Source organism: Sphingomonas kyeonggiensis (assembly GCF_030812785.1).
GTDB lineage: Bacteria > Pseudomonadota > Alphaproteobacteria > Sphingomonadales > Sphingomonadaceae > Sphingomonas > Sphingomonas kyeonggiensis_B.
Map to the genome: position 1 here is coordinate 1,235,232 of NZ_JAUSTJ010000001.1, position 21,731 is coordinate 1,256,962.

22 protein-coding genes and 2 riboswitches are annotated in these 21,731 nt (G+C 70.6%); of the genes, 3 read left to right on the plus strand and 19 right to left on the minus strand.

What is annotated here, in order from left to right; translation table 11 throughout:
• Positions 1 to 4: 4 nt before the first annotated feature.
• On the plus strand, positions 5 to 1,384 hold the full coding sequence (locus J2W22_RS06090; protein ID WP_307117354.1) for a LytR/AlgR family response regulator transcription factor: 1,380 nt from the start codon (positions 5 to 7) through the stop codon (positions 1,382 to 1,384).
• On the opposite strand, the gene J2W22_RS06095 is transcribed toward J2W22_RS06090, so the two are convergent.
• From J2W22_RS06095 to J2W22_RS06185, 19 genes are all read right to left on the minus strand, one after another.
• A complete protein-coding gene (locus J2W22_RS06095; protein WP_307117355.1) occupies positions 1,378 to 2,346 on the minus strand; it encodes a hypothetical protein in 969 nt (322 codons plus the stop codon). The two genes, J2W22_RS06090 and J2W22_RS06095, sit on opposite strands and share 7 nt — an antisense overlap.
• A 67-nt stretch (positions 2,347 to 2,413) precedes the next feature.
• Positions 2,414 to 2,920 (minus strand): bifunctional adenosylcobinamide kinase/adenosylcobinamide-phosphate guanylyltransferase, encoded by a 507-nt coding sequence (cobU, locus tag J2W22_RS06100; protein ID WP_307117356.1) that lies wholly within the window; start codon positions 2,918 to 2,920, stop codon positions 2,414 to 2,416.
• A complete protein-coding gene (locus J2W22_RS06105) occupies positions 2,917 to 4,374 on the minus strand; it encodes a cobyric acid synthase (protein WP_307117357.1) in 1,458 nt (485 codons plus the stop codon). Before J2W22_RS06105 ends, cobU begins: the two co-directional genes overlap by 4 nt.
• The gene (gene cbiB, locus J2W22_RS06110; protein ID WP_307117358.1) at positions 4,362 to 5,300 is read right to left on the minus strand and encodes an adenosylcobinamide-phosphate synthase CbiB; all 939 of its coding nucleotides are present in this window, start codon (positions 5,298 to 5,300) and stop codon (positions 4,362 to 4,364) included. The genes J2W22_RS06105 and cbiB overlap by 13 nt, the downstream gene beginning before the upstream one ends.
• The gene (locus J2W22_RS06115; protein WP_307117359.1) at positions 5,293 to 6,255 is read right to left on the minus strand and encodes an aminotransferase class I/II-fold pyridoxal phosphate-dependent enzyme; all 963 of its coding nucleotides are present in this window, start codon (positions 6,253 to 6,255) and stop codon (positions 5,293 to 5,295) included. Before J2W22_RS06115 ends, cbiB begins: the two co-directional genes overlap by 8 nt.
• Positions 6,252 to 6,971, minus strand: a complete 720-nt coding sequence (locus J2W22_RS06120) for an adenosylcobinamide-GDP ribazoletransferase (RefSeq protein ID WP_307117360.1) — start codon at positions 6,969 to 6,971, stop codon at positions 6,252 to 6,254. The genes J2W22_RS06115 and J2W22_RS06120 overlap by 4 nt, the downstream gene beginning before the upstream one ends.
• Positions 6,968 to 7,522: a histidine phosphatase family protein gene (locus tag J2W22_RS06125; protein WP_307117361.1), complete on the minus strand. Its 555-nt coding sequence runs from the start codon at positions 7,520 to 7,522 to the stop codon at positions 6,968 to 6,970. Before J2W22_RS06125 ends, J2W22_RS06120 begins: the two co-directional genes overlap by 4 nt.
• Complete coding sequence (cobT, locus tag J2W22_RS06130) at positions 7,519 to 8,532, minus strand: nicotinate-nucleotide--dimethylbenzimidazole phosphoribosyltransferase (protein ID WP_307117362.1); 1,014 nt, start codon at positions 8,530 to 8,532, stop codon at positions 7,519 to 7,521. Before cobT ends, J2W22_RS06125 begins: the two co-directional genes overlap by 4 nt.
• Positions 8,529 to 8,936, minus strand: a complete 408-nt coding sequence (locus J2W22_RS06135) for a DUF1636 domain-containing protein (RefSeq protein WP_307117363.1) — start codon at positions 8,934 to 8,936, stop codon at positions 8,529 to 8,531. Before J2W22_RS06135 ends, cobT begins: the two co-directional genes overlap by 4 nt.
• The gene (locus J2W22_RS06140) at positions 8,936 to 9,472 is read right to left on the minus strand and encodes a hypothetical protein (protein ID WP_307117364.1); all 537 of its coding nucleotides are present in this window, start codon (positions 9,470 to 9,472) and stop codon (positions 8,936 to 8,938) included. The genes J2W22_RS06135 and J2W22_RS06140 overlap by 1 nt, the downstream gene beginning before the upstream one ends.
• A gap of 14 nt (positions 9,473 to 9,486) precedes the next feature.
• A complete protein-coding gene (locus J2W22_RS06145; RefSeq protein ID WP_307117365.1) occupies positions 9,487 to 11,448 on the minus strand; it encodes a TonB-dependent receptor plug domain-containing protein in 1,962 nt (653 codons plus the stop codon).
• Positions 11,449 to 11,596: 148 nt separating this feature from the next.
• Positions 11,597 to 11,779: riboswitch (cobalamin riboswitch) on the minus strand.
• A gap of 44 nt (positions 11,780 to 11,823) precedes the next feature.
• The gene (locus tag J2W22_RS06150) at positions 11,824 to 12,516 is read right to left on the minus strand and encodes a phytanoyl-CoA dioxygenase family protein (RefSeq protein ID WP_307117366.1); all 693 of its coding nucleotides are present in this window, start codon (positions 12,514 to 12,516) and stop codon (positions 11,824 to 11,826) included.
• Positions 12,513 to 13,286, minus strand: coding sequence for an ABC transporter ATP-binding protein (locus tag J2W22_RS06155; RefSeq protein WP_307117367.1), 774 nt, complete (start codon positions 13,284 to 13,286; stop codon positions 12,513 to 12,515). Before J2W22_RS06155 ends, J2W22_RS06150 begins: the two co-directional genes overlap by 4 nt.
• On the minus strand, positions 13,280 to 14,272 hold the full coding sequence (locus tag J2W22_RS06160; RefSeq protein ID WP_307117368.1) for a FecCD family ABC transporter permease: 993 nt from the start codon (positions 14,270 to 14,272) through the stop codon (positions 13,280 to 13,282). The genes J2W22_RS06155 and J2W22_RS06160 overlap by 7 nt, the downstream gene beginning before the upstream one ends.
• Positions 14,269 to 15,048: an ABC transporter substrate-binding protein gene (locus J2W22_RS06165; RefSeq protein ID WP_307117369.1), complete on the minus strand. Its 780-nt coding sequence runs from the start codon at positions 15,046 to 15,048 to the stop codon at positions 14,269 to 14,271. Before J2W22_RS06165 ends, J2W22_RS06160 begins: the two co-directional genes overlap by 4 nt.
• An 80-nt stretch (positions 15,049 to 15,128) precedes the next feature.
• Positions 15,129 to 15,737: a cob(I)yrinic acid a,c-diamide adenosyltransferase gene (gene cobO / locus J2W22_RS06170; protein ID WP_307117370.1), complete on the minus strand. Its 609-nt coding sequence runs from the start codon at positions 15,735 to 15,737 to the stop codon at positions 15,129 to 15,131.
• Positions 15,738 to 15,757: 20 nt separating this feature from the next.
• Complete coding sequence (locus J2W22_RS06175; protein ID WP_307117371.1) at positions 15,758 to 17,698, minus strand: TonB-dependent receptor plug domain-containing protein; 1,941 nt, start codon at positions 17,696 to 17,698, stop codon at positions 15,758 to 15,760.
• A gap of 174 nt (positions 17,699 to 17,872) precedes the next feature.
• Positions 17,873 to 18,094: riboswitch (cobalamin riboswitch) on the minus strand.
• 189 nt (positions 18,095 to 18,283) lie between these two features.
• Positions 18,284 to 19,156 carry a hypothetical protein gene (locus J2W22_RS06180; protein WP_307117372.1) on the minus strand — a complete coding sequence of 291 codons (873 nt, stop codon included), beginning with the start codon at positions 19,154 to 19,156 and terminating at the stop codon, positions 18,284 to 18,286.
• A 73-nt stretch (positions 19,157 to 19,229) separates the two neighbouring features.
• Positions 19,230 to 20,459: a S8 family serine peptidase gene (locus J2W22_RS06185; RefSeq protein ID WP_307117373.1), complete on the minus strand. Its 1,230-nt coding sequence runs from the start codon at positions 20,457 to 20,459 to the stop codon at positions 19,230 to 19,232.
• Between the two features lie 83 nt (positions 20,460 to 20,542).
• Between J2W22_RS06185 and J2W22_RS06190 the strand changes: the two genes are divergently transcribed.
• Both J2W22_RS06190 and J2W22_RS06195 read left to right on the plus strand, forming a co-directional pair.
• Positions 20,543 to 21,028: an RNA polymerase sigma factor gene (locus tag J2W22_RS06190; protein ID WP_307117374.1), complete on the plus strand. Its 486-nt coding sequence runs from the start codon at positions 20,543 to 20,545 to the stop codon at positions 21,026 to 21,028.
• Positions 21,025 to 21,714 carry an anti-sigma factor family protein gene (locus J2W22_RS06195; protein WP_307117375.1) on the plus strand — a complete coding sequence of 230 codons (690 nt, stop codon included), beginning with the start codon at positions 21,025 to 21,027 and terminating at the stop codon, positions 21,712 to 21,714. Before J2W22_RS06190 ends, J2W22_RS06195 begins: the two co-directional genes overlap by 4 nt.
• Positions 21,715 to 21,731: the final 17 nt, after the last annotated feature.

Below are 21,731 nucleotides of genomic sequence, written 5' to 3' on the forward strand. Positions count from 1 at the left end.
GCCCGTGCCGCTCGGTGAACGCATCCCTGAGCGCCTGCGCGCACCGCTGCTCCTGCTGGCCGGACTGGCCGCGCTACTGATCGCCGCCTGGCCGTGGCACGCTGCTTCCCCCTCGACCGCGCCGCCCTGGTGGATCTGCCCGTCACAGGCCGCTTGCCATTGGGGCGACCCGACCCGCGAGCCGCTCGCCGCACCGGTGACGGTGCTGCGGCGGGTGGTGCGGATCGACGACCCGCGGCGGACCGCGGCACTGGCGGTCGAGGTGACTGCGATGGCGAGCGCCGAGGCGCGCTGGAACGGGGGGGCGATCGGCGCCAACGGCACGGTCGGGCTGGACCGCGCCAGCGAAGTGCCGGGGCACTTCGTCGCCCGCTTCCCGGTGCCCTGGGAAGCCATGCGCGCAGGCGACAACCTCGTCGAGGTGCGGCTGTCGGCGCATCACCTCTGGGTACCCGTCGCGCGGCCGGTGCACCGGCTGGCGGTCGGGCCGCCGCAGGAGCCGCTGCGCGGGGTGCTGCGCGCCTATCTGCCGACGCTGATCGCGCTGGGGCTGCTGGCAGCGACCTTGCTGCTCCAGCTGCTCGTCCGGACCGGCCGGGCGGCGGTGCTGCTCAACGCCGCGGTCCTCGCCCAGGCGATGGCCGAGGCGTCCAAGCTGATCCTCACCTATGCCTATCCCTGGCAGGTGACCCGGCTGTTCGCGGTCGCGCTGCTCGCCGGGATCGCCGCTTTGCTGCTCGCGCGGATCGCCGGCGGACTGGCGGAGCGCCGGGGCCGGACATTGCTGGCCGTGACGGCGCTCGCGGTGGCGCTCGCCTGGCTGCTGCCCGCCTGGGACGCCAAGACCTTATGGGCATTGCGCGCCGGGGCGAGCGCGGCGCTGCTGGCTGCCGCCTTCGGGCGCGGGCCGCTGCGCGCGGTGCTGGGCGGCTATGTCCTCGCCCTGCTCTGGCTGTCGCTGACCCCGGGTTTCCTGGACTCGAGCCACTATCTGCTCGCCGCGGTCTTCTTCGCCACCATCGCCTTGCTGAAGCGCAGCGCGCCCGTCGAGACCCCCGTCGCGCCGCCCGCGCCCAGCCTCGTCGCCCTGCCGCACGGCAATGCGCAGCACCGCATCGCCGTCGACGACCTGCTCTACGCCCAGGCCGAGGACGATTATTGCCGCGTCCACCTCGCCGATGGGCGCAGCCTGCTGGTGACCGCCAATCTCGGTGCGCTAGTGCGGATGACCGCGCCGCACATGGTGCGGGTGCACCGCAGCTATGCGGTCAACGGCGCCAGGGTCGCGGTGCTGCACCGGGGCGGGCCGCTCGCGCTGGCGAACGGCGTGTCGATCCCGGTCGGCCGCACCTATCGCGCGGCGCTGGCGGCCTGGGCTCAGTAGATCGCGGGCGGGTCGCTCGCCGGGAAGCTTTCCTCAAGCGCCTCGTCCAGCTCGCGATCGAGCTCCTCGGCGCGTTCGTCGACCGGCAGCCGGCCGGCCAGCCACAGCGCCAGGTTGCGCACATAGGCGCGGACCGATGCCTGCGCCTCGGGCGAGCCGGCCAGGCCGTCGCCCGGCGCCTCGCTCACGAAGCTCGGGCAGCCGGTGGCGGGATCCCAATTATAGTCGGCGAAATGGTGGAAGGTGGATTCGGCCCAGGCCGGGCCGCCCGCTTCCGACGGTTCGAAGGCGACCGCGATGTTGAACGCGCGGCCGGTGACCTTGCTGGTGCCGGTGGCGATCACCCGGGCGGTGACGTCGTTGGCCGGCACGCCGACCGCGCCTTCGTGCGGATGCGCCGGCAGGAAGCGGATCAGGCCGGTCGGGGCATCGGCGTCGCGCAGCACCGGATGCGGATCGCCATGGATCTCGATCTCCTGGAAGTCACCGTTCGCGCCCGAATGATAATTGGGCCAGAGGATGTAGCTGGTCTCCTCGTCGTCGATCACCCGGCGGCTCTCGTCGGGGTCGAGATGCTTGCTGTGGAAGAAATGCGCCGCGCCGACGCCGCCCAACGTGCAGACCGAGCTGCCCAGGTCCATATGGTCGCGCGTCACCATCAGGCCGCGGCCGCTCTCGCGGAAGCGGCTGATCGCGGCGCAATCCTCGGGCGTCAGGCCGTCGCCGGTGTCGACCGCGAACAGCCAGAGCGCGGCATAGTCCGACTCGTCGAGCGTCGAGAGCACCGGATCGGGCGTGCCCGGCGCGGTGCGGTCGCGTGCGGTCACCTCGAACAGCGGCGCGCCGTCCTCGCCGGTCAGCCCGGCAAGATGATCGCGCAGCAGCGAGAAGCGCGAGATGTTCCAGTCATCCTCGACCGTCGGGATCGTGGTCTGGAGGAGGATCTTGATCGGCGACGCCATGCTACACTCCCAAGCTATACCTTCCGATTATCACGGCGGCCCGGAGCGCTCCAGCACTCCTAAAGGGTTACTTGACGCGCATCGGCAGGCCGGCGACGACCAGCATGACCTCGCCGGCGATGACCGCCACCGCCTGGTTGATCCGGCCGGCGGCATCGCGGAAGCGCCGGGCCAGCGCATTGTCGGGGACGATGCCCAGGCCGGTTTCATTGGCGACGAGGATCAACTCCCCCTCGAAGCGCGCGATCGCCTCGGCCAGGCCGGCAGTCGCTGCTTCCATGTCCGCATCGGCGAGCAGCAGGTTGCTGGCCCAGAGGGTGAGGCAATCGACCAGCACCACCGCGCCGGTGCCGCTCGCCGCATCGAGCGCGGCGGCGAGGTCGCGCGGCGCGTCGACCGTCTCCCAGCGCGCATCGCGATCGGCGCGGTGGCGGGCGATGCGCTCGGCCATCTCTTCATCCCAGGCCTCGGCAGTGGCGATGAAGACATGGCGGCCGGCCAGCGCCTCGGCGCGCTGCTGGGCATAGCGGCTCTTGCCCGAGCGCGCGCCGCCCAGGACAAACAGGCGAGTCACGGCACCTCCTTCGCAAGCGCGAGCAGCGCGTCCACGTCGACATGCTCTTCGAGCCGGGCGGCGATCTCGTCGAGCGCTGCATCAACATCGGCGGCATAGTCGCGCCCGCTGCCGGTCACGCCGATCCTGGCGAGCAGCGCGGTGCGCGCCTCGGGCGAGGCGAGCAGGCCGTGGAGATAGCTGCCCATCGCCGATCCGTCGGGGCTGACCGCGCCTTCGGGACCGAGGCCTTCCAGCTCGGCAAAGGGCCGGGCGGTGTCGGGGCCGCGCGTATTGCCCATGTGCATCTCATAGCCGGTGACCGGCGCGCCGAGCGCGGTGCCGGCGGCGTGGCGGAGTATCTTGGCAGGCGCCAGCTCGGTCTCGACATCGAGCAGGCCAAGCCCCTCGACCCGGCCCGGCGGCCCTTCGATCCCGAGCGGATCGGCGACGCTGCGGCCGAGCATCTGATAGCCGCCACACAGCCCGAGCACCGCGCCGCCCCGGCGGTGATGCGCAAGAATGTCGATGTCCCAGCCCTGGGCGCGGAGAAAGGCGAGATCGGCGATCGTCGCCTTGGAGCCGGGCAGCACGACCAGCGCGGCATCGCCCGGGATCGGGGTACCAGGCGGGATCATGGCCAGTTCAACGCCGGGCTCGAGCTTGAGCGGATCGAGGTCGTCGAAATTGGCGATGCGCGGCAGGATCGGGCAGGCGACCAGCTTGCGGCCTTCGCGGCGCGGCGTGGTGCGGTCGAGCACCACGGCGTCCTCGCTCGGCAGGCGGACGGTGGCGGGCAGCCAGGGCACCACGCCGAAGCCGCGCCAGCCCGAGCGGGTCTCGATCGCGCGATAGCCGTCCTCGAACAAGGCCGGGTCGCCGCGGAACTTGTTGATCAGGAAGCCGCGGATCATCGCCGCATCGGCAAGCGTCAGCACCGCGCGGGTGCCGACGATCGCGGCGATCACGCCGCCCCGGTCGATATCGCCGACCAGCACCACGGGGACGTTGGCGGCGCGGGCGAAACCCATGTTGGCGATGTCGCCGGCGCGCAAATTGATCTCGGCGGGCGAGCCGGCGCCTTCGACCACCACCAGATCGCATTCGGCGCGCAGCCGCTCGTAGCTTTCCAGCACCTCGCCGAGCAGGCTGCGCCGCGCCTCGCGGAAATTGCCCGATCCGAGCGTGCCGCGCACCTTGCCGTGCACGACCAGCTGCGAGGTGCGGTCGGCCTGGGGTTTGAGCAGCACCGGGTTCATGTCGGTATGCGGCGACACGCGGCAGGCAATCGCCTGGAGCGCCTGGGCGCGGCCGATCTCGCCGCCGTCCATCGTCACTGCGGCATTGTTCGACATGTTCTGCGGCTTGAACGGGCGCACGCGCAGGCCGCGATTGGCGAAGGCGCGGCAGAGCCCGGCGACCAGCACCGACTTGCCGACGTCCGAGCCGGTGCCCTGCAGCATCAGCGCGCCCATGCGACGGCTCCCGCGAGGATCCAGAGCAGCAGGCAGGCACGGACATAGAGGCGCAATGCGTGGGCGATGTCGCCCGAATGCGCGTCGCTGCGTCCGTCGCCGATCCAGGGCTTGACGTGCATCACGCCGTCATAGGCGATCGGGCCGGCCAGGCGCAGCCCCAGCGCGCCGGCCATCGCCGCTTCGGGCCAGCCGGCATTGGGCGAGGCGTGCTTGCCATGATCGCGCCATAGCGTGCGCCAGCCGCCCGAACCGGCGAGGCAGAGCAGCAGGCCGGAAAGGCGGGCGGGGAGCAGGTTGAGCAGGTCGTCGGTCCGCGCCGCCGCCCAGCCGAACGCGCGCCAGCGGGGCTCGCGGTGGCCGATCATCGAGTCTGCGGTGTTGATCGCCTTGTAGGTCCAGATCCCGGGCAGGCCGAGCAGGAGCAGCCAGAAGAGCGGCGCGACCACGCCGTCGCAGAAGCTCTCGGCCAGGCTCTCGATGGCGGCGCGGGCGATGCCGGGTTCGTCGAGCGACGCGGTGTCGCGGCCGACGATCCTGCCGACGGCGTCGCGGGCGGCGGGAAGGTCGTCCGTCTGCAGGGCCTTGGCGATCGGCCGGACATGGTCGAACAGGCTGCGCTGGGCGAGCGCGGGCCAGGCGAGCAGCGCCACTGCCAGCCAGCCCCAGGCGCCGAGATGGGCGAGCAACATGGACTGGACGATCCAGCCGGTGCCGGCGGTGAGGATGACTAGCAGGAGGATGGTGAGGATGCCGAGCGCGCGCCGGGCGGTGGTTCCGCGCTCGGGCCGGTTCCACAGCGCCTCGCACGCCCCGATGATCCGGGCGAACAGGCCGACCGGATGGCCGATCCGGCGATAGAGCGCGCCCGGCCAGCCGATCGCCGCATCGAGCGCCAGCGCGGCGAGCGCCACCGGCTCAGCCATGCGCAAGCGCCGCCTCTAACCGGTCGAGGCCTTCGCCGCCGGGCAGGCCGATGCGGAGCCAGCGCGGCTGCTCGGCAAAGGGGCGGGTGAGGATGGCGTGCCGGGCCAGTCGCTCGAACAGCGCCATGCCGTCCGGCACCTCGATCAGGCGGAACAGCGGGCAGGCGCCGGCCGGGCGATGGCCGGCGCCGACGAGGGTTGCGTCGAGCGCTTCCGCTTCTGCCTGAAGCTGGCTACGCATCGCTTCGATCCATGCGCGGTCGCGATAGGCGGCGGTGCCGATCGTGATCGCGGCGGCGGAAACCGGCCAGGCGCCGAGCGCGGCGCGGACCGCATCGAGGACCAGTGCGGGTCCGAGCACGAAGCCCAGCCGCACGCCGGCCAGCCCGAAGAACTTGCCGAAGGAACGGAAGATCACCAGCCGCCGCGTATCGTCGATCGCTGGGGCGAGGCTCAGCGCGGGATCGACATCGGCGAATGCCTCGTCGAGCAGCAGCCAGCCATCGCCCCCGCGGGCGTCGAGCAGTTCGAGCAGCCGGACGGGGGGCAGGGTGCGGCCGTCCGGGTTGTTGGGATTGGCGAGGATCAGCGTGCCGCCTCCCGCTTCGTCCAGCGCGACCGGCGTGGCGCCCGCGATCATCTCGCCATGGGTGCGATAGGTCGGGGCGACATAGCGGGCGGTGCCGCCGATCAGCCCGCCGAGCAGCCGCAGCCCGATCTCGGTGCCGGGCACCGCGCAGACATGGCGCGGGTCGAGCCCGAAATGGCCGGCCGCGGCGGCTTCGAGTTCCGCCAGCGCGTGCGGCTCGGGCAGGCGCTGCCAGTCGATCGCGAGGGCATGGGTGCCGGGCCAGGGATGCGGGTTGATGCCCGTCGAAAGGTCGATCCAGTCGTCCCCGCCAAATTGGCGTCGCGCCGCCTCCAGGCCGCCGCCATGCCAGGTCCAGCTGGTCATGCGATCCTCGTCAGGATCAGCGCGGCGAGCAGCAGGCCGGTCTCCGTGACCTCGATCCCGCCGCCATGGCCGTCGCCGGAGATGCCGCCGAACCTGCGCCACAGCCATGCGGCCCAGCCGAACAGCAGTAGCGGCGCGACGAGCAGGCTCGGCGAGAACCAGGCGGCACCGAGCCCCGCGAGCGTCCACAGGGCAAGGTCGATCGGGCGCACCGCATCGCGGAAGCGCGCGGCGAGGCCAGGATGGAGATCGGGCAACCAACGCGTCCAGAGCAAGGGCCCTATACGCGCGGCAAACGGGATCAGTGCGATGGCGACGAAGCCGTTGATCGAGACCAGCCCGTGGAGCAGCACCAGCTTGGCGATCAGCTGCACGCCGATCGTGACTGCGCCGAAGCTGCCGATATGCGGATCGGCGAGCACTTCGAGCACGCGCTCGCGGCTCTTGTGCGCGGCCCCGGCGGCATCGGCGATGTCGCCCAGCCCGTCGAGATGCAGCGCGCCGGTCACTGCGACCCACAGCACCAGCCCGGCCAGCGCGCCGGTCCAGGGATCGATCCGCGTGCCCGCCCAGCAGGCGCCGGCGACGAGCGCACCGAGAATCAGCCCGACTGCGGGAAACCAGCGCATCGAGGCGGCGAACTCGGCATTGCTCACCGCGATGCGCGGCGTCGGCAGGCGCGTGAGGAACTGGATGGCGATAATCAGGCCCTTCACGGGTAGATCCCAACAATCTGCGCGCTCGGCTTGTCGCCGGGCCAGACGCGCAGCGAGACCAGCACGCCGTACGGCAGGTCGAACGCCCAGAGCCGGGGCTGGTCGAAGCCGCAGAGCAAATGGAGTGCCGCCCGCATCGCGCCGCCATGGCTGACGACCAGCGTCGGCACCGGCGCCAGCGCGTCGAGCGCGTCCGAGACGCGGGCGACCAAAGCCGACCAGCGCTCGCCACCTGGCGGCGGATTGGCGTCGGGGTCTTCCCAGAAGCGGACGAGCGCGGCGGAATCGACCTGGTCCGGGGCGAGCCCGTCCCAGTCCCCGAAATCGAGCTCGCGCCAGCGCGGGTCGATGGTCGCCGGGCCGACCGCCTCGGCGGCGGCGCGGGCGCGCAGCAGGTCCGAACTGACGATCCGCTCGACGCCAAGGTCTTCCGCCTGCGCGACACAGGCCGCGATCCCCTCGGGCGTCGGCGCGCAATCGGTGCGGCCCATCAGCCGGCCGGGCAGCATAGGGGCGCCGTGGCGCAGCAGGTGGAGCGCGAAGGGGGTCACAATTGCCCGGAAACCTGCGCCTCGGCAAAGGTCGCCATCTGGTCATGCGCGGCGAGCGCCGAGCGGATCACATTGACCGCCACGGCGGCGCCGCTGCCTTCGCCCAGCCGCATGCCGAGCGCCAGCAGCGGCTCCAGCCCCAGCCTGGCGAGAAGGCGGGCATGGCCCGGCTCGGCCGAGACATGGCCGGCGATGCAGTGCGCGGTGATGTCGATATTGTCGACCGCGAGCGGCGCGATTGCCGAGCTGCTGATGAAGCCGTCGAGCACGACAGGAATGCCAAGCTGCCGGGCGCGTAGCACGGCGCCGGCGATCGCGACGATCTCGCGGCCGCCGACGCGGCGCAACGTTTCGAAGGCGTCGGCGGGCGCATCGGCGTGAAAGGCAAGCGCGCGCTCGACCACTGCGGTCTTGCGGGCGATCCCTTCGGCATCGACGCCGGTGCCCGGGCCGATCCAGTCGGCCGCCGCGCCGCCATAGCTGCGCAGGCAGAGCGCCGCTGCGGCGGTCGAGTTGCCGATGCCCATCTCGCCGACGGTGAGCAGGTCGAGGTCGTCGGTCACTGCCGCTGCGCCGGCGTTCAGCGCGGCGAGGCATTCGGCTTCGGTCAATGCCGGCGCCATGGTGAAGTCGGCGGTCGGCGTGTCGAGGTCGAGCGCGGTCACCTGCAGCTCGAGCCCGGCGGCGCCCGACAGCGCATTGATCGCGGCGCCGCCGGCCTGGAAATTGGCGACCATCTGCACGGTCACGCTTGCCGGAAAGGCGCTGACGCCGTGTACGGTGAAACCGTGATTGCCGGCGAAGATCGCGGTGCGGGCATGTTCGATCCTCGGGCGCGGATTGCCCTGCCAGCCGGCGAGGAAGATCGCGATCTCCTCCAGCCGGCCGAGCGAGCCCGCGGGTTTGGTCAGCTCGGCCTGGCGCGCACGGGCGGCGGCGATGGCGTCCTGGTCAGGCGCGCGCAGATCGGCGAGCGCGGCGCGGAAATCGGCAATCGAGGCGAAGGTCATTCGGCGACAAATCCAGGAGGCGGGGTGCGGGTGATGAAATGGCCCTTAATCCCCTCGGGCCAGGCCGAATAGGGCACCCGGCCATGTTCGCTCGCCGCATAGTGCACGGCATAGTCGAGAATGGCGCGTGCGCTGTCCTCGTCCGGGGTGAACCGGCCAAGGACATAGCCGACCTTGTCGGGCGCGCGCAGGTGCAGGGTGCAGAAATCGGTGCAGGCGAACAGGCAGGGCATCTCCTGCACGGCGATCCCGGCATAAAGCGGATCGCTCGCCTGCACGGCGCGCAGGGCGGCGACCAGCCGGGCGCCGCCGCGCATGCCTTCGCCATCGTCGCGCGCGGCGAGCGAATGGCGACAGGTGTTGCAGGCGACGATCGCCGGGCCGTCCTCGACGCGGGTGAGCATCAGGCGGCGGCCAGCCTTCCGCCGGGCGCCGGGACGCCGAGCGCCACCAGCAGCCGGTAGAAGGCGTAGAGCCCGATCAGGATCGCGCCGTTGCGGACGAACTGGTCGAACGAATAGCCGGGATGCAGGGTGATCGCCACGCCGCCCAGTACCGCCGCCCAGCAGAGCGTGACCAGCTTGCCCGCGACGAACGCTGCGACATAGGCGATGGCCAGCTTCGCGATGGTCGAGCGGAGCTTGAGGCGGTCGAGCGCCGCATAGGCGCCGATCGCCGATCCTGCCGCGGCGGTGCCGAGCCCGACGCCCCAGAGGAGCGTCTTCGGGTCATGCGGATAATGGAGGACGAGGAAGCCCACCGCCTGGTTGGCACCCCAGGCGGCGAGGGCCAGCGCGACCCCGTCGCGCCGGCGCATGTGCACCGCCGCCAGCGCGGCGAGCGCCGCGACCGGGGCCGTGCAGGCAAGGGCGAAGCTGGTCGCCATGCTCGCCAGGGTGAGCAGCATGATCCACAGCGTGGAGGCACGTGCCTGCGTCATCTTGTCTTCTCCCATCAGAAGCGCCCGCGGATGCCGGCATAGATGCTGCGGCCCAAAGTGCCGTAGCGATAGGCGGTCATGTACTTCTCGTCGAACAGGTTCTCGGCGCGCGCGAACACGCTGAGATTGTCGCCTGCCTTCAGCTCGGCGCGCAGGTCGACCAGCGTATAGTCGTCGAGCTTCGTGGTGTTCGCCGCATTGTCGAAGCTGTGCCCGGCCCAGCGCACGGCGGCGCCGGTGGTCAGGCCGAACGGGAAGGCATAGCTGATCGAGCCGTTGGCGGTGTTCTGCGGGCGGCGCGGCAGCCACTTGCCGAAGGTCACGGTGCCGGCCGAGCGATCCTCGGCGACGGTCCAGCTGTAGTTGCCGTCCAGGGTGAAGCCGCCCAGGTTGAGCGCGCCGGCCGCCTCGATGCCGTGCGCCTCGGCGCGCGAGACGTTCGAATAATAGCCGAAGCGGTGGACGGTGGGGCTGCCGGGGACGAAGCAGAGCGGCACGGTCGAGGTCGCGGTGCAGCTGTTGAAGATGATCTGGCCGGTGGTCCTGCGCTCGAAATAGGTCGCGCCGAAGGTCAGCTTGCGGCCGAACAGCTGCTGCTCGACGCCGGCTTCCCAGCCCTTGGCCTGCTCGGGATCGAGCGCGGTGTTCCCATACTCGCTGAACTGCTGGTAGAGCGACGGCGCCTTGAAGCCTTCGCCGTAATTGGCGCGGACGATCGTGCCCCAGGAGGAGCGCCACACGCCGCCGGCCTGGAACAGCGTCTGCCCGCCGAAGCGGCTGTGATCGTCATAGCGGATGCCGCCATTGAGGGTCAGGCCGGTGATCGGCTCGACGCTGAGCTGGGCATAGGCGCTGGTCAGCTCGGCGCTGCCGCGCGCGAAGGCCGGCAGCGGCGTCACCAGCGACGCGGCGGGCGAGCGGCTGCGGAAGTCCGAATTCTCGTTCTCGACGCCGAACACTGCAGAGATCTGCTTGGTGAAGGCGAAGCTGCCCTGGTACTCGAAGCGCTTGTTCCCGCCGTCGGATTCGAAGCTCAGCGGGCGGGCGCGGGTCGGGCCGTAGCTGTCGCGATCGGTGTCGGTATAGGCATAGGCGACGCGGTTGCGGAACCGGCCGTCGAGCAGCGACAGGTTGATCCCCGCATAGCCGACGAACTCCTCGCTGGTCGAATAGTCGCTGTTGTCGCCGCTGGTCGCATCGATCTCGGTGCGGCCGTTCGAATAATAGCCGCGCACCTCGACGCTGAGGTTGCTGGTCAGCGTCAGCTCGGCGCGACCGCTGGCGCTGCTGTTGTTGTAGCCGTCCGCTTCCTTGCCGCCGAACTCGGGCGCGATCGCCGAGATGCCGGCGGTGGTGAAGCGCTGGCCGCCGATGCGCCAGGCGAGCGGGCCGGTCTTGCCGCCGATCGCGGCACGGGCGCTGACCGTCTCGCGCGAGCCGGCCTCGATGTCGAAGCTGCCTTCGAGCGGCTTCTCGGGCGCGGCGGTGACGATGTTGACCACGCCGCCGATCGCCTGGCTGCCCCACAGGATCGACTGCGGGCCGCGCAGCACTTCGATGCGCGCGGTGTCGCCGATCAGCAGGTTGGCGAAATTGTAGCCGCCGCCGGTGGCCGCGGGATCGTTGAGCTTGACGCCATCGATCACCACCACGGTCTGGTCGGACTCGGCGCCGCGGATGCGCAGCGAGGTGGAGGTGCCATAGCCGCCATTGCGCGCGATGCTGATGCCGGGCGTGCGGAGCAGGATCTCGGTCGCGCCGATATCCTGGCTGCGGTCGATCGCGGCCTTGTCGAGCACGGTGATCGAGGCGGGGACCTGATCGATGTTCACCGGCGAACGGGTGGCGGTGACGACGATCTGGTCGCTGTCCTCGGTCGCGGCGGCATCGGGCGCGGGCGCCTGCTGGGCGAAGGCCGCCGGCGCGGCGGCCAGGGCGGCGAGGGAAACGGAGAGACGGAAAACGGACTTCAGCATTGTCATTCGACCCAATCGACATGCCGCGTCCGCGCGCGGACGGTGCCGGGGCCGGAGAGGGCGCGCACGACAGCGTCCGCGTGCACACGCGGCCAACTTCGTCGTCGCTCGGGTTCACCCCCGTCCGCCCGGCACACCCTGTCCGCGCGAAAGACGACCGCGACGGGCAGGTCTCCTGGCTCGCGGGTCAATGCCGGTCCGGCCGCCTTCTCGGGATCGCTCCCAATGGCATCTGGCCGATGGCTCACCGCTTACAGTTGCAGGGGCAGCCGGAGTGCATCCGTTCCCTTTTCATCCCCGTCCCCGGGGAACCTGTCGCGCCGCCTCCCTAATCGTTACGCGCGCGGCTGGCAATCGCCGCAGTGCAGCGAAAGCTCAGGCGGCCTTGAACCAGATGACCAGCGCGAAGCGTGCCCTGTTCGCGGGCAGCGTGCGGTGGGGCGTGAAGCGATCGAGCAGCAGCACGGTGCCCGCCGGGCATTCGGGCTCGAGGCGCGGCATGCCGGCGATCGCGTCCTCGGTGATGCGCAGGCCATTGTCGGTCACGCTGGCGAGCGGGGCGGGCTGGCGGCCGGGGATGATCTCCAGCCCGCCATTGCCGGGGCCGGCGTCGCAGAGCGGGATCCAGGCGGTGGTCCAGACCTGGCCGCAGGCGACGCCATCGTCGCGCGCGACATCCGAATGCCAGGCGTGGCGATGCTCGGGGAAGCTGGCGATGCTGGCGCGGATGCGGACGACCTTGCCCGCTAGTTCGCGTTCGCTGACCCGCTCCGCTTCGGCGCGCAGGCGCGGGTCGTTGGCGATCTCCTGGAGGCGCGGGCCGCGATGCGCATCGGTACAGATCGCGACGCGGAGCAGGTTGGCCTGGCTGCGGTCGCTCTCGTAAATCCGGTCGAGCCGGTCGGCGAGCGGCGCGTCGGGGCAGCTCTGCTCGTAGGGGAGGTAGAGCGCGTGCGACAGCCGGTCGATATGCTCGGCGATGTCGGCCTGGGCGGCCTCGACCAGCGCGCGATCGAACAGTGGCAGGGCGGCGTAGCCCTGCGCGTGGTAGAAGGCGGGATCGCTCATCGGCTGCGGCCCAGGGTGGTGATCGTCGGCCAGTCGCCGGTGAGCTCGACCCGGGCGTCGATGCCATAGACCGACTTGAGGTTGGCGGGGGTGAGCACCTCGGCGGGTGTGCCCTCCGCGACGACGGTGCCGCCATCGATCAGCACCAGCCGGTCGCAATAGCGCGCGGCCATGGTGAGGTCGTGGAGCACGGCGATCACCAGCCCGCCGGCGCGAGCCTCGGACTGGAGCAGCTCCATCACGTCGATCTGGTGGCCGGGGTCGAGGCTGGCGAGCGGCTCGTCGGCGATCAGCGCGGGAGCCTCCACCGCCAGCGCGCGGGCGAGCAGGACGCGGGCGCGTTCGCCGCCCGAAAGCTCGGTGGCGATGCGGTCGCGCAGGGACACGACATCGGCGCGTTCCATCGCCCGCTCGATCGCGGTGGTGTCGCCCTCGCCGATGCGGGACATCGGGGCGAGATGGGGCAGGCGGCCGAGCTCGACCAGCCGCTCCACGGTGAGCGGCCAGTGCAGCGTCTGGCCCTGGGGGAGATAGGCGACGCGCTTCGCCAGCTCGGCGCGGGGCAGGGTCGCGACATCGGAATCGTCGACCAGGATCGAGCCCTTGTGCGGCACCAGCGCCAGCATCGCGCGGGCGAGAGTCGACTTGCCGGCGCCGTTCGGGCCGACGATGCCGGTCAGGGTTCCGGGGGCGAATGCGGTGCTGGCGTTTTGCACCACGATACGGTTTCCGAGCGTGACCGCGACGTTTTCGAGGCGAATGTTCACCACAGGCGGCGCTCCCGCATCAGATGGATCAGGAAGACCGGCACGCCGAGGAAAGCGGTGACGACTCCGAGCTTGAGTTCGTTCTTGGTGTCGATCAGGCGGACGGCGAGATCGGCAAAGGTGAGCAGGGCCGCGCCGCCGATCGCCGAGGGCAGCAGGATCGCCGAGGGGCTGCGGTCGGTGAGCGGGCGGACGAGGTGCGGGACGATCAGCCCGACGAACCCGATCGCGCCCGATACCGCCACCGCCCCGCCGACGCCGATCGCAGTGCCGAGCAGCAGGCGGATGCGGGTGCGCTGGATGTCGACGCCGAGCGCCTGCGCGCCATCCTCGCCCAGGGTCAGCGCGTCGAGCGCGCGGCCGTCCCAGAACAGCAGCAGCCCGCCGATCGCGATGCAGGGATAGGCGATCCAGACATGATCGAACGAGCGGTTCTCCAGGCTGCCGAGCAGCCAGGTCATGATCTCCATCGCCGCGAACGGATTGGGCGAGAGGTTGAGCGCGAGGCTAACCCCCGCCGTGGCCAAGGTGGCGATGGCGATGCCGGCGAGGATCAGGGTGAGCGGGCTCTCCGAGCGGCCGGCGAGCACCGACAGGCCGACCAGCGAGAGCAAGGCAGCCAGCACCGACAGCGCCGGCAGCATGATCGGGTGCAGCTCGGCCAGCCCGAAATAGAGCGCGGCGACCGCGCCCAGGGAGGCGGCATTCGAGGTGCCCAGCACCGCCGGCTCGGCGAGCGGGTTACGAAGGTATCCCTGCAGCGCCGCGCCGGCCAGGCCGAGCATCGCACCGACGCCAAGCCCGAGCAGCATGCGCGGCAGGCGCAGCTCGAGCAGGATGGTGGAGGCGATCCGGTCGCCATGGCCGGTGAAGGCGGCGAACATCCGGGCGAGCGAAAGATGGACCGGCCCGAACAGGATCGATCCGATCGCGGCGACCAGGGTGAGGGCGAGCAGCCCGGTTATCAGCACGGGGCGGGAGAGGGTCATCGGGCGTGGGTCCGATCCTGAAAACGGGCCAGTTGCTGCGCCATCCCTTCAGCCGCCTGGGCATAGGCGGGGCTGCCGCACACGGTCCAGGCCTGGGGGATGGAGATGCGGGGGATGCCGGCGAGCGCGGGATGGTGGAGCATCTCGGTGCCCTGGTCGGCGATCTTGTCGGTGGCGCTCTCGACGATCAGGTAATCGGGCTGGGCCGCGACCATCTCCTCGAGGCTGAGCTGCGAGAGCGGCGGCTTGTCGAGCTTTGCCGCGAGATTCACCAGCCCCATGCGCTGCATGAGGTCGTCGATCAGCGTGCCGGTGCCGGTCATGAAGCCGCGGCGCTGGTAATAGGCGGCGACCTTGCCGCCGCCGGGCTTGCCCAGCCGCGCCAGCGCCGCCTGCATGCGCGCGACCAGCGCCTCGCCGCGCTCGGGATGGCCGACCGCGACTGCAGTCTGGCGGACCGAGGCATAGATCTGGTCGACCGTGTCGGCGGATTGGAGGTCGAGCAGATTGAAGCGATGGCCCTTGAGCGCGCGCATCGGGGCGCTGCGGCTGGCGGGCATGCCGACGACCAGGTCGGGATCGATCGCGAGGATCTGCTCGGCGGAGTTCTTGAGCACCGGCAGCCCGCGCGCCTTCGCCGCCTCGCCCGACATCTCGCTGTCGGTGGCATTGCGCGTCACCCCGGCGATCTGGTCGCGATCGGCGAGGGCGAGGACGAGCTGGTCGGCGCACAGGTTAAGCGAGACGATGCGCCTGGGCTTGGTGGCGGGTGGCATGGTCGGTGCTGGAGCGCTCGCCCACAGCGCCGCGCCGCCCAAGGCAAGTAGAGGCAAGGCCAGGAGCTTGGCCGGAGCCATCAGAACTCGATCCCCGCCTGCGCCTTGACGTTCTGCTCGCGGAAGGGGTGCTTCACCTGCGCCATCTCGGTGACGAGATCGGCGGCGTCGATCAGCGCCTGGGGGGCGTTGCGGCCGGTGATGATGACGTGCTTCATCTCCGGCTTGGCGGCGAGCGCCTCGAGCACCTCCTCGGTCGGCAGGTAATCATAGCGCAGCACGATGTTGAGCTCGTCGGCGATCACCATCCTGTAATCGGGATCCGCGATCATCCGCTTCACCTCTTCCCAGGCCTCGCGCGCCACGGCGATGTCGCGGGCGCGATCCTGGGTGTCCCAGGTGAAGCCCTCGCCCATCGGCTTGAACTCCACGAGCTCGGGGAAGCGGTCGAACACCGCCTTTTCGCCGGTGGCCATCGCGCCCTTCACGAACTGGACGATGCCCACCTTCATGCCGTGCCCGATCGCGCGCACCGCCATGCCGAGCGCGGCGGAGGTCTTGCCCTTGCCCGGCCCGGTATGGACGATGATCAGGCCCTTTTCGACCGTCTTGGTGGCGATCTTCTTCGCCTGGGCGGCCTGGACCTTCTTCATCTTGGCATTGTGTTCTTCGTCGGTGCGCTGCTTCACGGCCGCTTCCCCCTGCCTGTTCAGAACGCGACGCGCACGCCGCCATAGGCGGCGGCACCCGGGCTCGCGAAGCTGAACACCTCTTCGTACTTCACGTCGAACAGGTTCTCGACCCGCCCGAACACCGAGAAGCGCTCGCTCAGCTTGTACTGGGCATTGAGATTGACCAGCGTGAAGGGCTTGAGCGAGACGCGCACCGGCACATAGCTCGGATCGGTATAGGCGACGTCGTCGATCCGGCCATTGTAGCGCACGGTCAGCGTGGTCGAGAAACGCTCGTCCTTGCTGAAAACCGTGGCGTTGAAGCTGGCGATGTCGCCGGGGCGGCGGACTTCGATCGTGCCGTCCTCGGTCGCGTCGAGGTGGGTATAGACCGCCTCGACCTGCACCTGGCGGACGGGGCGCAGGCTGGCGGTGACTTCGACGCCGTGCTGCCTGGAGTCAGTCGCGCGGTTGGCTGGCGTCGCAGTGAAGTTCGGCGCCGGATAGCTGGTGTAGATCTCGTCCTTGAGCTTGGAATCGAAGTACGTCGCGCCAAGCACGGCCTTGCCGTCCCAGAAGCTCTGGTCGACGCCGATTTCCCAGCCCTGCGACTTCTCCGGCTTGAGGTTGGGATTGCCGATATAGGTGCCGCTCGAATAGCCGTAGAGCTCGTAATAGCCGGGGTTCTTGACGCCGGTGCCATAGGCGGCATGGACGCGCGTGTTCGTCGGCAGGCGATAGCCGGCCTGGACGCGCCAGGTGGTGGTGTCGGCGAAGCGGTTATTGTCGTCGTAGCGGATCGAAGCGCCGCCGGTGAAGCCGCCCGCGGTTAGCTCATATTGCCCGACCAGGCCGAGGTTGTCGGTGTCGCGGCGGCCGCGGAACGCGTCATAGGGCGAGCCGGTCGATGGCGCGATGTTCTGGAACTGCTCGCGCTCCCAATCGACCGCGCCGGTCAGCCGGTGGCTGACCGCGTCGGTGCCGAAGCGGAAGCTCGACACGAACGATCCCTTGTAGCGCTGGCCCTTGTCGCCATAGTTCATCCCGAAGGCATTGTAGCCCTTGCGCGTCGTGTCCGAGAACTGGCCCGACAGCGTGTTGGTCCAGCGGCCGTCGAGCGCGGTCAGCTCGGCGCTGAGCAGGCCGTAGAATGCTTCGTTGGTGAAATAGGTGCCAGGGCTGTCGATCGTGTAGCCGAAGCTCGGGCTGGCCGGATTGGCATCGCTGTCATTGGCTTCGGCATCGGTATAGCTGTAGCGCAGCACGCCGCTGAGCTTGAAGTTCTCGGCCGGGGTCCAGTTGAGCTTGGTGGTCGCGCCGACATTGTCCGAGCCCACATCGCGGCTGCCGCCGCGCGCGGTGGGATAGCCCTTGGTGTGGTACCAGCTGCCCGACACGGCATAGTCGAAATCGCCCGAGGCGCCGGCGGCGCGGGCCGCGGTGCCGAGCGTGCCGAACGAGCCGCCTTCGACCCGGGCGCTATAACCCGGCGCCTCGCGGCCCGACAGGGTGATGTAGTTGATCACGCCGCCGATCGCGTCGGAGCCGTAAAGCGAGCTCTGCTGGCCGCGCAGCACTTCGACGCGCGCCGCCGGATCGGCGATCAGCGTGCCGAGGTCATATTCGCCATAATAGGGATCGGCCGCCTCGATCCCGTCGATCAGGACGAGGACATGATTGCTCTCCGAGCCGCGGATGCGGATCTGGGTCTGGCCGCCGATCGCGCCGATCCGGCTGACCGAGACGCCGGGCACGTCGCGCAGCACATCGGAGACGATGCGGGTCTGGCGCTGGTCGAGCTGCTGCGCGGTGATCACCGTGGCGGAGGCGGGCAGGTCCTTGAGCTCGGTGCCCTCGCCCGAGCGCGAGGCGGTGACGATGATCGTGTCCTGCGGATCGCTGGCGGGGTCCTCGCTCTGGGCGAAGGCCGGCGTGGCGGCGGCGATCGCGAGCAGCGAGACGAAACGGGTCTTCAACATGGGCAGTCCCCCCGGCGCCGGTGCAACGAGGGCAGGGGCCTGCCGCGAACGGCCGGTGCGAGACGCGAGGCGGGCGCTTGGTCGCCGTCGCGCACGTACCGAAGCGGCCCCGGCCGCTTGGTCGTCGCTCAGACGGAGAGATACCGTGCCCTGGCCATCCCCTGGACCAAAGCAAGAGCGACCGTTGCGCCGGCAGGTCTCCTGGCTCGCGGGTCAGGGCGTGATGCACGGCCTTCCCGGACCGATGGTCCAGTGGCTGCTCCCTCGAATGGGGAGCCAGTGCATCGCGCTCGCCGCTTACAGTTGCAGGGACAGCCGCGGAGTTGGACGGAAGGCCCGTCCGCACCGCATTCCCGTTTAAGCCCCTTTCGGGGCACCGGCGCGATCATTTCTGTGCGGCGCGTTAGCCTGTGCCCTGTCGGGAGGGAAGTCCGAAATTCGGGTCCGGGCGGACCATATGGCACGCGTCCGGCCTGGCCCATGCCGGCAGGATCGAACAGGACGACGCGCCCGGCCAGGGGGATGGCCGGGCGCGCCTGCGGGTTTCACGATCCTTGCTGTCCGATGGGAAGACCGCGAAGCCCGTTACTCCGCCGCCTTCTTCACCTCGCCCTTGCCCATCGCGGAGACGAGGGCGTTGCCCGAGCCGCTGAAGTTGGTGGCGGGCAGGGTGGCGGTCTTGTCGCCGGTCCGGACCAGCACCTGCTGGACGACGCCGCGCGAGGTCGAACGGACCGACTGGACCGTACCGATCAGCTTACCCCGGGCATCGGTGACCGGCATGCCGGCCGAGACCGGGAAGCTGCCGCTGCCATTGGCCGCCGCCGATCCGGCCAGCGCCAGCGTGCCGCTGCCCAGCGATGCCGCGCCATTCGCCGCACCCGAGGCCGTGCCGGACACCTCCGGCGTGGCGGGTACTGCGTTGCGGGCGCGCGAGACGGTGTTGCCGGCGGTATCCCGGGTGGTGCGCACGGCGTTGCCGCCGCGGTCGCGCAGGTTCGAGGCCGCATCGCGGGTCCGTCCGACTGCGCTGCCCGTAGTGCTGCGGACCGCATCGGTGCCGATCAGCTGGGCATCGGCGCTGCCGCCGGCATTGCCCGAGGCCGATCCGCTGCCGCCGATCGTCCGGTCGCTGACACGGCTGCTGTTGGCGATGGTGGAGTCGAGCGCGCTGTCGTTCGACGCCTTCACCCGGCCCTTGCGGGTATCGACATTCCGCTCGCTGCGGGTCGAGCCGCGGACATCGCCGGTCGTGTCACTGCGAGTGGGCAGGCGGCGCATCGAGCTGTCGAGCGAGCCGTCGAGCGAACCCATGCCCGAGCCGGTGAGGCCGCCGAGCGATCCGCCGAGATTGCCGCCCAGCCCGCCGCCGCCACTGCCGCCGAGCAGCTGCGCCGAAGCCGGCGTGGCCGCGAGCGCAAGGGCGAGGAAGGCGCTGGTGCCGAGAAACCTGATCATGTCCATTCTCCCAAAATCCACTGACATCGGGAGAACGGTGGCCGGATCGCGTTTAATCCCGGCGGCCGAAAAATTATCGCGCCGGGGTCCGGCAGGCCTCGCACAGCACGCCGCGGCCATAGCTGCGGTCCGGTCCGCGCGACCCGGCATCGCGCGCCTCGCGGTCGACCCTGGCGATCGCCGCGCCGAGGCCGGCGGGGTTGGGCGTGGGATAGACGCGCGCGATCACCGCCGCGACGAAGGGCGCGGCGAAGGAGGTGCCGCGCACCCGCATCGGGCGACCGCTTCCGGCCATGGCCAGCATGTCCGCCCCCGGGGCGGCGTAATCGAGATGGGTGGCGCGCCCGGCTTCGATCAGCGCCCGCCCGCGCCCGTCCACCCCGGTCACTGCGATCACGCCGGGATAGGAGGCAGGATAGGCGGGTGGTGCTGCCGGGCCATTGTTGCCGACCGCCGCGACGATCGCGACGCCGCGCGCCTGCGCCGCTGCGATCACGCGCGCCAGCAGCGGGTTGGCGGGGCCGGTCAGGCTGATCGTCACCACGCTCACCCGGTTCTGCACCATCCAGCCGATCGCCCGGGCGATGGCGGTGGCGTTGCCGCCCGCCGGATCGCTGCCATAGACATCGGCCGAGGCGATGCGCGCACCGGGCAGGCCGCCACGCACCGTGCCCGCGCCGGCGATCAGCGAGGCGACGGCGGTGCCGTGATCATTGGCGCGAGGAGCCCCCGTGGCGAAGCCCGCCGAGAGCGCCGCGCCCGAGACGCCGCCGTCGATCACGCCGACCAACGGCCCGGTCCCCGGCGCCACCGGTGCCGCGCTGCCCGGAACGCTGCCGCTCTGGGCATGGAGCTGGTCCGCGGTCACTTCCGCGGCACCGAGCTTGCGGATTTCGCGGATCGCCTGTTTCAGCGAGCGCCCGCGGGGTGCCTCGAGCCGGGCGAAGCCGATGCCAAGCACCTCCTGCCGCTCGATCAGGCGATAGCCCTTCGCGGTCGCCGCGGCGAGCAGCGCATCGCTCGGGTCCTCGACCACCACTTCGCCTGCGCGCGCGGGGAAGCCCTGGGGATCTAGCGCGATCCGGTCGGGATGCTCGCGGACCAGCGTCGCTGCTGCCGCGCGCCTTGTGTCCTCAAGCTGCCGGGCGACGTCGCCGGTGAGTGTCTCGACATCCTGTCCGACGCGATCCAGCACGCCGCTGCCGGTGGCCGGTAGCGACGGCAGCTGGGGCAATAGCTGCGCGCGGGCCGGTGCCGCCGCGCTCAGGGCGGCCAGGCCGAGGAGCCACATGCTGCGCATCATCGCGCCTTCCTTGCACATTTTCGCGATCATGTGGATTAAACGGCGCACGCCATCCGTTTCATCCCCGGAAAAGGAATTTGGGCTTGGCGGCATTCGAGGACGACCTGCTGGCGCTGCTGCCGCGATTGCGGCGGTTCGCGCGGGCGCTCGCCCGCGATGCGGCGGATGCCGACGATCTGTGCCAGGTGGCGCTGGAGAAGGCGCTCCGCGCACGCACGTCGTGGCAGCCCGGCACCAGGATGGACAGTTGGATGTACCGGATCATGCGAAACAGCTGGATCGATACCGCCCGCAGCCGGTCGCGTGCCGCGCAGACCTTCGTCGAGGAAGAGGCCGGCGTGGCTGTCGGCACCGAGGGCGATGCCGAGGCGCGGCTGGTGCAGCACGATATCGACGCTGCGATGCATGCGCTGCCCGACGAGCAGCGCGAGGCGGTCGCGCTCGTGCTGGTCGAGGGGCTGGCCTACAAGGAGGCGGCTGAGATACTCGACATCCCGATGGGCACGCTCACCTCGCGGCTGGTGCGCGGACGCCAGGCGTTGATGGCGCGGCTGGGGGAAGCGGCATGAGCATCGATCCCGAAATGCTGATGGCCTATGCCGATGGCGAGCTCGGTCCGATCGAAGCGAAACGGGTCGAACGGGCGATCGCCGAGGATCCGGCGCTGGCGGAGGAAGTCGCGCGCCACCGCGCGCTGCGTGCAGCGCTGGGCGCCCGGTTCGCGCCGATCGCCGACGAGCCGGTCCCGGACCCGCTCGCCGTGGTGCTCCGGTCGAACGTGATCGCACTGCCGCATGCCAGGGCGCGGCGGGCAGTGCCGGGCTGGGCGCGCTGGGGAGGCGCGATCGCGGCGTCGCTCGTCCTCGGGCTTGCCATCGGCCATGGCGTGCAGGATCCGGGCTATGTGCGCACCCAGGGTGGGCAGCTCTACGCGGCTGGCAAGCTGGCCAATGCGCTCGACACGCAGCTCGCTGCCGGCTCCGGCACGGTGCGGATGCCGGTGAGCTTTCGCGACGCGCAGGGTGGCTATTGCCGGGTCTTCACCTCGCCCGTCGCCGATGGCATCGCCTGTCGCGGTGCGCAGGGCTGGGCACTTCGTCAGACCCGTCCGGGTTCCGCCCGCGCAACGACCGAATATGCCCAGGCCGGATCTGTCGATCCCGCCCTGATGGCGGCGGCGCAGGAGATGATGGCCGGCGACCCGCTCGATGCCGCGGCGGAGGCGCGCGCGCGGTCCGCGGGCTGGAGGCGTTAACAGCCGCCCCGTCAGCC